We start from the raw sequence: 10862 nt of genomic DNA, 5'->3' as shown, positions 1-10862 counted from the left end.
TGGGGCGGCATGCCGGCCCGCCCGATCCGCCAGTGGTTGAAGGAGACGGCCTGGCTCGCGCGGATGGCCGGCCGCAAAACAGGGGAGCGCCCATGACCCGTAAGGCTCCAACCGCGGAAACCGCCACCGATATCGACATCACAGAAGTCATGGCCAGGATCCCGCATCGTTTTCCGATGCTGCTGGTGGACCGGTGTGAGGACTACAAACCCTCTGAATCCATCGTCGGAATCAAGTGCGTGACGGTGAACGAACCCTTCTTCCAGGGCCACTTCCCGCACTATCCGGTGATGCCGGCGGTGCTGCTGATAGAGGCCATGGCCCAGACCGGCGCCGTGCTGATGTCGAAGTCGCTGGATGTCGATACGACCGGCAAGGCGATCTTTTTCATGAGTGCTGACAACTGCCGGTTCCGTTCGCCGGTTCGGCCAGGCGACGTGGTGCGCATGCCGGTGCGGGTGACGCGCCATCGCGGCGACATATTCAAGTTCGCCGGCCAGTGCCTGGTCGGCGACAAGGTAGCTGCGGAATGCGAGTTCGCGGCGATGGTGGTGGAGACCTGAGCGCTTGGCTGTCGAGATCCACCCCACCGCTATCGTCGCCAAGGGCGCGGAACTGGACGACGGAGTCAGCATCGGGCCCTATAGCCTGATCGGAGAACACGTTCGGATCGGCGCGCGGACCCAGGTGCTGGCGCACGTGGTGATCGAGAACCGAACCCGGATCGGCGCGGACTGTTCGGTGCGCAACTTCACCAATCTGGGGGGGCCGCCGCACCATACGGGTTACAGGGGCGAGCCGACCGAGTTGGTGATCGGCGACCGCAACAAGATCTGGGAGCACGTCACCATGCACATCGGCGCCCCCGGCGGCGATGGCGTCACCCGCGTGGGCAACGACGGGATGTTTATGGCCACCAGCCATGTGGGCCATGACTGCGTCGTCGGCGACAACGTTATCCTGGCCCACTCGGCCACCTTGGGCGGCCATGTGCATGTTGGCGACTTCGTGATGGTGAGCGGGCTGGCGGCGGTCCATCAATACTGCCGCGTGGGGCGCTATGCGTTCATCGGCGGACTGGCGGCAGTGACCAAGGACGTGATCCCCTACGGCATGGTCTGGGGCAATCACGCGCACCTCGAAGGCCTGAATCTGGTGGGCCTGAAGCGTCGTGAGTTCGGTCGTGAGACCATCAGCGAACTCCGCTCGGCCTATCGCCTGATGTTCGCAGAAGAGGGCACCTTCCAGGAACGCGTCGACGATACCGAGGTCGCATTCGGCAAGAGCGCGCCGGTCATGGAGATCATCGACTTCATCCGCGCCGACGCCAGCCGGCCGCTCTGCCTGCCGGAGCGCGAGGTTTAGGGTGGAGAAGCTCGGCCTCATCGCCGGGGGCGGGGGGTTGCCGTTGGAGATCGCCCGGCACTGCGAGCGTTCGGGACGGCCGCTGTTCGTGGTGCGCCTTAAAGGTTTCGCGGGTCAGGGGCTCGACGGGTTTTCCGGCGCAGAGATCGGGCTGGCGGAGATCGGCAAGTGCCTCAAGGCCCTCAAGCGTGCGGGCTGTGGCTCCGTATGCCTGGCGGGAGAGGTGGCGCGGCCTGATTTCTCGACGCTCTTGCCCGATCTCCGCGGGCTTAAGCTGTTGCCCCGGGCCATTGCCGCCGCTCGTCAGGGCGATGACGCGTTGCTGCGGCTGCTGGTCGGTGAGTTCGAGGCCGAGGGCTTCCGTGTTGAGGGCGCGCATGAAGTGATGGGCGATCTGGCTCTGACGCCGGGGGTGCTCGGCCGCCATACACCGGACCCTTATGCGCTGGCCGACGCACAAAGGGCTTATGCGGTAGCCCGCGAGATCGGCCGACTGGACATCGGTCAGGGTTCGGTGGTGGCGCGGGGCTTGGTGCTGGCAGTCGAGGCGCAGGAGGGCACTGACGCCATGTTGGCCAGGGTCGCGGGCTTGCCGGCCCATCTGCGCGGCGTGGCGGGTGCGGGTGTGGGCGTGTTGGCCAAGGCTCCAAAACCGATCCAGGAAACTCGGGTCGATCTTCCGACCATCGGGCTGGCGACGATCGAGGCCGCCGCCCGCGCCGGGCTGGCGGGCGTTGCCGGCCCAGCCGGCGGAGTCCTGGTGCTGGATCGAGACGCGGCGGTGGCGCGGGCCGACGAGCTTGGGCTGTTCATCCTGGGTCTCGAACCGGAGGCGACGTGACCGGGCCGCCGCTGATCGTCATGCTGGTGGCCGCTGAGGCCTCTGGGGATGAGCGGGGCGCGGGGCTTGCGAGGGCTCTAAAAGCCAAGCTGGGCGATCGTGTTCGACTGGTGGGCGTCGGCGGTGCGCAGATGGCGGCCGAGGGTATCCTGAGCCCTTTCGATATCTCTGAACTCTCGATCCTGGGACTTGTCGAAGGCCTCGTGGCCTGGCGCCGTGTGGTTCGCCGGGCGGAGGAAACCGCGGCGCTCGCCGTGCGCGAGACGCCGGATGTGGCCGTGCTGATTGACAGCTGGGGGTTCACGTTGCGGGCCGCCCTCCGACTGCGCCGGGATCGGCCGGGCATGCCGCTGGTGAAGTATGTGGCGCCGCAGGTGTGGGCGTCGCGGCCCGGGCGGGCGCGGACCCTGGCGCGGGCTTTTGATCTGCTGCTGACGATCCATCGTTTCGATGCGCCGGCTTTCGAGGCGCATGGGCTGAAGACGGTGTTCGTCGGCGACGCGACGTTGAATCTGAATTTCTCCCAGGCGGATCCGATGCGGTTGCGGACCCGGTTGGGCCTCGGGGACGCGCCGGTGCTGTTGATCGCGCCGGGCAGTCGCCCTTCTGAGATCAAGCGGGTGCTGCCCCCGTTCGCAGAGGCTGCCCGCATCCTCAAGGCGGAGCGGCCGGAGTTGCAGGTGATCATCCCGGCCGCATCGACTGTTGCTGACGCCGTCAAGGCCCACGCGGCGAGATGGCCCTTCAAGGTTCACGTCGTGGAGGGCGAGGCCGACAAGCTCGACGCCATGCGCGCCGCCATGATCGCGCTCGCCTGTTCGGGCACGGTGACGACGCAGTTGGCGGTGGCCGGTTGCCCCATGGTGGTGGGATATCGGCTGGCGCCTTTGACCCATGCGATCCTGAAGCGTTTGATCCGTACGCCCTGGGTCACACTGTTCAATGTCGCGGCCAAGGACTTCGTAGCGCCGGAGTTGATTCAGGACGACTGCAACGGCCGCGCCCTGGCGCGCGAGGTGGCTCTACGCCTGGATGATCAGACGCGACGGCGCGACCAGATCTCTCGCCAGACCGCCGCGCTGACGCTGATGGGTAAGGCGGAGCGGCATCCCGATGAGGTGGCCGCCGACGCGGTGCTGGGGCTATTGACCGACCCGACCTGACGGACTGTCGAGCGCCGTCGCCAAGGTCAGCATGTCGGCCCAGGCGTCTCGCTTGGCGATAGGATTGCGCAGCAGGAATGCGGGATGCAGCGTCGGCAGCGCCGGGACAACCTGTTCGCCATCCTCCGATCGCCACTCCGCCCAGCGGCCGCGCATCCGCATGATCCCCTCGTCCCGTTTGAGCATCGATTTGGCCGAAGGGCCGCCGATCAGCAGCAGGGCGCGGGGCCGGACAATGGCGATCATCCGCGAAAGGAAGGGCGCACAGACGGCCTGTTCGGCGGGAGTCGGTTCGCGATTTCCGGGTGGACGCCAGAAGACGGTGTTTGTGATCAGGACCCGGTCCGTCAGCCCGGCGGCCGCGAACATGCGATCCAGAAGTAGGCCTGAACGGCCGACGAAGGGCTGGCCCTGGCGGTCTTCGTCGGCACCGGGACCTTCGCCGATCACCAGAACCGGGGCGCGGGGTTCGCCACGGTAGACGACGGCCTGGGTTGCGGCGCCCTCGAAGCGAAGTGGACAACCCTCGAATCCGGCAATGGCCTCAGCCAGAGCCTCCAAGGTCCCGGCGTCCGCCGCCAGAGCGCGCGCCGCCGCGACGGCGACGGTCATGTCAGGATCTATCGCTGTAGGGCGTCGCCGGACCGGGTTTGGGGAGACGACCGCGGTTGCGACGACGGGGCGGGGCGGCAAGGCCCGCCCGGCGGCGATCCGGTCCACCGGTGTGTCGAGCAGCATCGCGTCGACCCCGCCATCGGCCCAGAAGGCCAGCAGGCTCTCGATCGCACGTGTCGAGTCGGGCGTGGCCGACATGGGATATCTGGTCTCTCGTCGAGGACTGGTTCACTCTTGGCGGGAAGCCGACGCGGTGTCAGCCGCAAATCGCGAGGACGCGCATGTTCCGTTCAAAAGCCCTGTCGGTCCTGCTCGCAGGCCTCGTAGTGCTGGGCTCGGCGCCGGCGTTTGCGCAGTCTGAGCGCGCCCGGGAGGCGGAGCGGCGTCAGCAGGCGCAGATCCTGGAAAGCGCCGGCGGGGCCTATGACGGTCCGCAGGGCGCCTATGTCGCGCGGGTCGGCGAAAGGGTGGCGGCGGCTGCCGGACTGCCCGGTCGATGCACCTTCACGGTCGTGAATTCCGAGACGGTGAACGCCTTCACCGCGCCTCCGGGGTGTTACATCTATGTGACGCGCGGCCTTCTCGCGATCATGAATTCCGAAGCCGAACTGGCTGGTGTGCTTGGCCATGAGTTGGGTCATGTGACAGCCAACCACGCGGGCAAGCAGCGAAACGCCGAGGTGGGCGCGGGTCTTGCGGCGATGATCGTCGGCGCGGTGGCGAAGTCCGACCAGGCCGGACGACTAGTGGGGCAAGTGGCGAAGCTGGGGACCCTCAGCTACTCGCGGAACCAGGAGTATGAAGCCGACAGCCTGGGTCTGAGATACCTGGCGGCGTCAGGGTACGCCACCCAGGGGCTCACGCGGGTCTTGGAGGGCCTGCAGCGTGAGGATCAGTACAGCGCCAGGGGCGGGGCCGCGCCGACCGACGCCGTGCCGGTGTGGGCGCGCACCCACCCGCTGACCACTGACCGCATCCGTCGGGTGGCCCAACAGGCCGGACGACAGGTGACCTTCGGCGACCCGGTGACCGGGGTGGCGCCCTATCTTACGGCGATGGACGGCCTGACCTATGGGCCGGATCTGGACCAGGGCGTCATCGTCGGCCAGTCGTTCATTCATCCCAGTCTGAGGGTGGCCTTCGAGGCGCCTGAGGGGTTCCGGCTCGTCAACGGCCAGCGCGCGGTGCGAATCGAGGGCGCCGGGGGACTTCGGGCGGAGTTCTCTATGGCTACGTTGGACGGAGAGTTGGAGGATCGGGCGTCACGGACACTGCGGGAAATCATAGGGCAGGCCCAGGTTCAGTGGGGCCAGCCGACATCCACCAGGATCAATGGGCTGGATGCCGTGATCCTTCCGTCGCGGGCGCGCTCGCAGGGAAACCCGGTGGATCTGGTGGCGGTTGCATATGGCGCCGGCGGTGGCCGGGCCTATCAGTTCGTCTCCATGGCCCCGGCCGGGCGGGGCCGGGTGTTTGACACGCTCTATGGGTCGCTGCGGCGGCTGTCGGAGCGCGAAGCGGCTTTACTTTCGGGACAGAAGATTGAGTTGCTCACCGTGCGCGGCGGCGACACGATCGAGAAGCTGGCGCAGCGGATGTCGGTGCGTGAGAAGCTGCCCTTGTTCCTGATGCTGAACGCCCTCGACCCAGGTCAGCCCCTGGAACCGGGACGGAAGGTGAAGGTGATCACGGGCGATCCACGCTGATCGGAGTGCGCTTGGCGCTTGACCGCCCCTGCGAGACCTTCGGATAAGGCGGTCACATGGCGGCGACGGGCTCGGGGTCCGGCCGGCCGCCGCGCGAAGGAAAGAGACGTCGATGAGCGAAGCCGTCCAGCGGGAAGCGATGGAGTATGACGTCGTGGTGGTCGGGGCCGGGCCCTCAGGCCTTGCTGCGGCGATCCGGCTGAAGCAGATCAATCCCGACCTCACCGTGGCGGTGCTGGAGAAGGGCGCCGAGGTTGGCGCTCACATCCTGTCGGGCGCCGTGATCGACCCGAAGGCCCTGACGGAATTGATCCCGGATTGGAAGGCTCAGGGCGCGCCGCTCGAGACGGCGGTGACCGAGGACAAGTTCCTGCTGCTCGGACCACAGGGCAGCCTGTCGCTTCCGATGTGGGCCATGCCGCCGTTCATGAACAACCACGGCAACTATATCGCCTCGCTGGGCAATGTCTGTCGTTGGCTGGCGCAACAGGCCGAAGCGCTAGGGGTGGAGATTTATCCGGGCATGGCGGCCTCAGCGCCCGTGTTCGAGGGCGATGTGCTGGTCGGCGTGGTGGCCGGTGAGTTCGGCCTCGGCAAGGACGGCGAGCCGGGCCCGAACTACGAACCCGGCATGGAACTGCGCGGCAAGTACGTGATGATCGGCGAGGGCGTGCGTGGCTCGCTTTCCAAGGTGCTGCGCAAGAAGTACGAGCTCGCCAAGGATTGCGATGTCGAAAAATACGGCATTGGGATCAAGGAGTTGTGGCAGGTTCCTGACGAGGTGTTTAAGCCGGGGTTGGTTCAGCACACGACCGGCTGGCCGCTCGACAACGCCACCGGCGGCGGCAGCTTCCTCTATCATTTCGGCGACAACTACGTGTCGATCGGCTTCGTTACGCACCTGAACTACAAGAATCCGTGGCTCTCACCGTTCGATGAGTTCCAGCGTTTCAAGCACCATCCCGACGTGGCGCCGCATCTGGCAGGCGGCAAGCGCATCGCCTATGGCGCGCGGGCCATCAGCGAGGGGGGGCTGCAGTCGATTCCGAAACTGTCATTCCCGGGCGGCGTGCTGCTGGGTGACAGCGCGGGCTTCGTGAACGTGCCGCGGATCAAGGGCAGCCACGCGGCGATGAAAAGCGGGATCATGGCCGCGGAGGCCGCCGCCGCTGCCATCGCGGAAGGACGCGCCGGCGATGAACTGGCCGGATATGGCGAAGCCTTCGACGCCTCCTGGCTGAAGAAGGAACTGCACGTTGTCCGCAACGCCAAGCCGATCCTCTCGAAGTATGGCACCGCCATAGGTGGCGCGCTGGGCATGTTCGAGATGTGGACGACGCACCTGCTCGGCGGGTTCTCGTTCTTCGGCACGCTGAAGCACGGCAAGTCGGACGCGGAATCGACCGGGCTCGCGAAGGACTACAAGAAGATCGAGTACCCGAAGCCGGATGGGGTCCTGAGTTTCGACAAACTCTCCAGCGTGTTCCTGTCGTCGACCAACCACGACGAGGCGCAACCGGCGCATCTGCGGCTGCGGGATCCATCCGTCCCGATCAGCGTGAACCTGCCGAAGTATGGCGAGCCGGCGCGGCTCTATTGCCCGGCGGGGGTTTATGAGGTGCTGACCGACGACGACGGCTCCAACCCCAAGTTCCAGATCAACTTCCAGAATTGCGTCCACTGCAAGACCTGCGACATCAAGGACCCGTCTCAGAACATCGACTGGACGACGCCCCAAGGGGGCGACGGGCCGAACTATCCGAATATGTGACGCGGGCGGCCTTGCGGGCGCCACAAGCGGCCGTAAGGTTCATCCCATGCGTCGTTTGATCCTCATCGCCACTGTGCCCGCACTCCTGCTCGCGGGGTGCGCCGGAGGTGCGCCGCCGCCATCGTCGGCGACGGGCCTGCCAGTGGTGGGTGAGAGCGCCTATGGCCTGTTCCTAGCGGGCGGCGCGGCCATGAACGCCGGACGCAATAGCGAGGCGGCGCGGTTCCTTGAACTGGCCCGCGCCGGGGGTGGCGATGATCCGGCCATCGTCGAGCGCGCCTTCACGTCGGCGCTGCTGGCCGGAGATGTGAAGACGGCGGCTGCGATTGCGCCGGAAGGCGCTGAGGTCTCGGAGCCAGCGCGCCGTCTCGGGCGGTTGGTGAAGGCCGTGGCGGCGCTGGCGGACGGAAAGGGTGCGGCGGCGCGGGAGGCGCTGGGTTCTGAGCCGCTCGGATTCCCGCATCGGAGCGTATCGGCATTGCTCGGTCCTTGGTTCGCTGCGGCAGCCGGAGACGCCGAAGGCGCTGTCGTGCGGCCGCAGGTTCGTGGCGATGCGGCCGTGGACTACTTCGGCAAGATCGGTCAGGCGCACCTCTTCGAACGGGCAAGGCGCTACGACGAGGCGGAAACAGATTTCAAGGCGGTGACCGGCGGTGGGTCGCCCAGCGAACTGGCGGTGCTGGCTTATGGCGCCTTTCTGGAGCGGCGCGGACGGCGACCGGAGGCCTTAGCGCTCTATGACGCGGGAATTGGACGCAACCCGGCCAGTCTGGGTCTTGCCCAGGCGCGCGCCCGGGCGGCGACAGGGCGAGGGGCGCCCAACGCGCCATCGCTGAAGGAAGGCGCGGCGTTCGCCTTGCTGGCGCCTGCGGCGACCATGCTTTCGGCCAAGCAGGATCAGGTTGCTCTGGCCTATCTTCGGCTGGCGCTGACCCTGGATCCTCAGCGCAATGACGCCTGGCTCATGTTGGGCGACGTGCTGCAACAACGGGGCGACTCTGAAGGCGCCCGCGCCGCCTATGCCAAGCCCAAACCCAACTCGCCGGAGTATCCGTCGGCCCAGGCGAAGCTTGCCTGGAGCCACCAAAGCGCCGGCGACAAGACGACCGCGATTCGCCTCGCGCGGGCCGGGGCCGAGACGGGAGACCTTGAGGCGCGGGCCACTCTGGCTGATCTGTTGCGCGCCAACTCGGAGTTCGACGAGGCGATCATAATCCTGACCGGCCTGATCAACGAGGCCAAGAGCCCGGATTGGCGGCTCTTCTATGCGCGTGGCCAGGCCAATGAGCGCAGCGGCCGATGGACGGCCGCGGAAGCCGACCTCTCCAAGGCGCTGGCGTTGCGGCCGGATGAGTCGGAATTGCTCAATTATCTCGGCTACGCGTGGATTGATCGGGGCGAGCGGCTCGATGAGGCCAAGGGCATGATCGAGAAGGCGCTTGCGGCCAATCCGCGTTCAGGCGCCATCGTGGACAGCCTGGGGTGGGCCTATTTCCGTAAGGGTGACTACGCCAAGGCGGTCGAACTGCTGGAACAAGCGGTCGAACTGGAGGCCGGGGACCCGGAAATCAACAACCATCTGGGCGATGCCTATTGGATGGTCGGGCGCAAGGACGAAGCGGGCTTTCAATGGCGGCGCGTGCTGACGCTGGATCCGGATGCGAAGATGCGCGCCGATGCTGAGGCCAAGATCGCTGGCGGTCTGGGGCCGAAGCCGCGCGTCGCTGGACCCTAAGCCGTGGCCCGGGCCTTCGCGCCGGCCAAGGTGAACCTGTTTCTCCACGTTGGGCCGCCTGCTGCGGACCGGTACCACCCACTGTGCAGCCTGATGGCCTTCGCCGATGTCGGGGACGAGGTCTCGGTGAAGCTCGGGCCCGGCGCGGTGCTGGCGAGCGGGCCCTTCGCCGGCGAGCTTGGAAATCCGGTCGACAATCTCATCCTGAAGGCGGTTCGCGCGTTTGTGGCCGACCATGGCCGGCCAATTGATGAGATGACCTTCAATCTCGTGAAGCGTCTGCCGGTGGCGGCCGGACTTGGGGGCGGTTCAAGTGACGCGGGCGCCGCTTTGCGGCTGATTCGGAACGTGTTTGCGCCGGGCGTAGATGATGCCCGTCTGGAGCGAATCGCCGCGCAGACTGGAGCGGACGGCGCGGCCTGCCTTTGGGGACGACCCGTGCTGGCCGAGGGGCGGGGTGAGCGGCTCTCGCCCGCGCCTGCCTTGCCGGACGTGCATGCGGTGCTGGTGAATCCGGGCGTGGCGGTCTCGACCCCGCTGGTCTACCGGCAGTTGGATGCAAGTGGCGCATTCGGCGATGTGGCGCCGCCGCGGATGCCCTCAGCCTTCGAGAGCGCCGAGGAATTGTCCGGTTGGCTTCTGGGGCAGCGCAACGATCTGGAGGCCCCAGCGATAGCGGTGGCCCCGGCGGTCGGCGCAGTGCTTGAGACCCTGCGAGATGAGCCGGAGACGCTTCTTGCGCGCGTCTCGGGCTCGGGCGGCACCTGCTTTGCGCTTTGCGCCGACGACATCGCTGCGGAGACCTTGGCCGAACGCTTGGAGGCGATGGCGCCGCGCTGGTGGGTCAGGCGGTGTCGACTGGGCGGGCCCTGGGACGCGGACGCTTGATCCGGAGAAGCGAAGGGCCGATCTAGGAGCATGGCTGTGGTCATCGACACCCTTGGCGCGCCGCGCGTGCGCCACCCTGAGAAGCAGAGCCGGCCGGAGACGCCGATCCTGCGCAAGCCGGAGTGGTTGCGGGTCCGCGCCCCGGGCTCGCCCGGGTACAACGCCACCCGCGAGATCGTGAAGAGCCACGGGCTGGTGACGGTCTGTGAAGAGGCGGCATGCCCCAACATCGGGGAGTGCTGGTCCAAGAGCCACGCGACCATGATGATCCTGGGCGAGATCTGCACGCGGGCCTGCGCCTTCTGCAATGTGGCGACCGGGAAGCCGGGGCCGGTGGACGCCACCGAGCCTCAGCGTGTCGCAGACGCGGTCGCCAAGATGGCCCTGAAGCATGTGGTGATCACCTCGGTGGATCGCGATGATCTGGCGGACGGCGGGGCGGGTCACTTCGCCGCGGTGGTGAACGCGATCCGCGAAACCGCGCCGGGCGCCACCATTGAAATCCTGACCCCGGACTTTCTGCGCAAGCCGGTGGCGGCGGTGCATCAGGTGATTGATGCGCGGCCTGACGTCTTCAATCACAACCTGGAGACCGTACCGCGTCTCTATCTCAGCATCCGGCCCGGCGCGCGATACTACAACTCTTTGCGCCTGCTCGAGCGTGTGAAGGAACGGGATCCCCTGCAGTTCACCAAGTCGGGACTGATGGTCGGTCTTGGCGAAGCGAAGGAAGAGGTGATGCAGGTGATGGACGACATGCGCTCCGCGGGCGTCGATT

The 10862-nt window shown here is 66.9% G+C and carries 10 protein-coding genes; 9 read left to right on the top strand and 1 reads right to left on the bottom strand.

Annotated features, from left to right (window positions below):
- Positions 1-92: 92 nt before the first annotated feature.
- Genes fabZ through lpxB form a run of 4 tightly spaced genes read left to right on the top strand, consistent with a single transcriptional unit; the run spans position 93 to position 3369 of the window.
- A complete protein-coding gene (gene fabZ / locus ACIQ3R_RS10150) occupies positions 93-563 on the top strand; it encodes a 3-hydroxyacyl-ACP dehydratase FabZ (RefSeq protein WP_397418013.1) in 471 nt (156 codons plus the stop codon).
- 4 nt (positions 564-567) lie between these two features.
- On the top strand, positions 568-1365 hold the full coding sequence (gene lpxA, locus ACIQ3R_RS10145; protein WP_397418011.1) for an acyl-ACP--UDP-N-acetylglucosamine O-acyltransferase: 798 nt from the start codon (positions 568-570) through the stop codon (positions 1363-1365).
- Position 1366: 1 nt separating this feature from the next.
- Positions 1367-2206: an LpxI family protein gene (locus ACIQ3R_RS10140; RefSeq protein WP_397418009.1), complete on the top strand. Its 840-nt coding sequence runs from the start codon at positions 1367-1369 to the stop codon at positions 2204-2206.
- Positions 2207-2226: 20 nt separating this feature from the next.
- Positions 2227-3369, top strand: a complete 1143-nt coding sequence (lpxB, locus tag ACIQ3R_RS10135; RefSeq protein WP_397418015.1) for a lipid-A-disaccharide synthase — start codon at positions 2227-2229, stop codon at positions 3367-3369.
- On the opposite strand, the gene ACIQ3R_RS10130 is transcribed toward lpxB, so the two are convergent.
- Positions 3349-4182, bottom strand: coding sequence for a uracil-DNA glycosylase family protein (locus tag ACIQ3R_RS10130; RefSeq protein WP_397418007.1), 834 nt, complete (start codon positions 4180-4182; stop codon positions 3349-3351). The two genes, lpxB and ACIQ3R_RS10130, sit on opposite strands and share 21 nt — an antisense overlap.
- Before the next feature lie 83 nt (positions 4183-4265).
- Here ACIQ3R_RS10130 and ACIQ3R_RS10125 point away from each other — a divergent pair, with 83 nt between their 5' ends.
- The 5 genes from ACIQ3R_RS10125 to ACIQ3R_RS10105 all read left to right on the top strand — a co-directional run.
- Positions 4266-5690 carry a M48 family metalloprotease gene (locus tag ACIQ3R_RS10125; RefSeq protein ID WP_397418005.1) on the top strand — a complete coding sequence of 475 codons (1425 nt, stop codon included), beginning with the start codon at positions 4266-4268 and terminating at the stop codon, positions 5688-5690.
- Between the two features lie 112 nt (positions 5691-5802).
- Entirely contained in the window at positions 5803-7461 is a 1659-nt protein-coding gene (locus tag ACIQ3R_RS10120) for an electron transfer flavoprotein-ubiquinone oxidoreductase (protein WP_397418003.1), read from the top strand.
- Between the two features lie 46 nt (positions 7462-7507).
- Positions 7508-9196: a tetratricopeptide repeat protein gene (locus ACIQ3R_RS10115; protein WP_397418001.1), complete on the top strand. Its 1689-nt coding sequence runs from the start codon at positions 7508-7510 to the stop codon at positions 9194-9196.
- A 3-nt stretch (positions 9197-9199) separates the two neighbouring features.
- The gene (locus ACIQ3R_RS10110) at positions 9200-10084 is read left to right on the top strand and encodes a 4-(cytidine 5'-diphospho)-2-C-methyl-D-erythritol kinase (RefSeq protein ID WP_397417999.1); all 885 of its coding nucleotides are present in this window, start codon (positions 9200-9202) and stop codon (positions 10082-10084) included.
- A gap of 30 nt (positions 10085-10114) precedes the next feature.
- Positions 10115-10862: lipoyl synthase (locus tag ACIQ3R_RS10105; RefSeq protein WP_397417996.1), on the top strand; the 748-nt coding region annotated here is incomplete at its 3' end.

The sequence above is a fragment of the Phenylobacterium sp. genome (assembly GCF_044371015.1).
Taxonomy (GTDB): Bacteria; Pseudomonadota; Alphaproteobacteria; order Caulobacterales; family Caulobacteraceae; genus Phenylobacterium.
The sequence above is the reverse complement of the archived record's forward strand: the minus strand, read 5'-3'. Positions and strand labels throughout refer to the sequence as shown.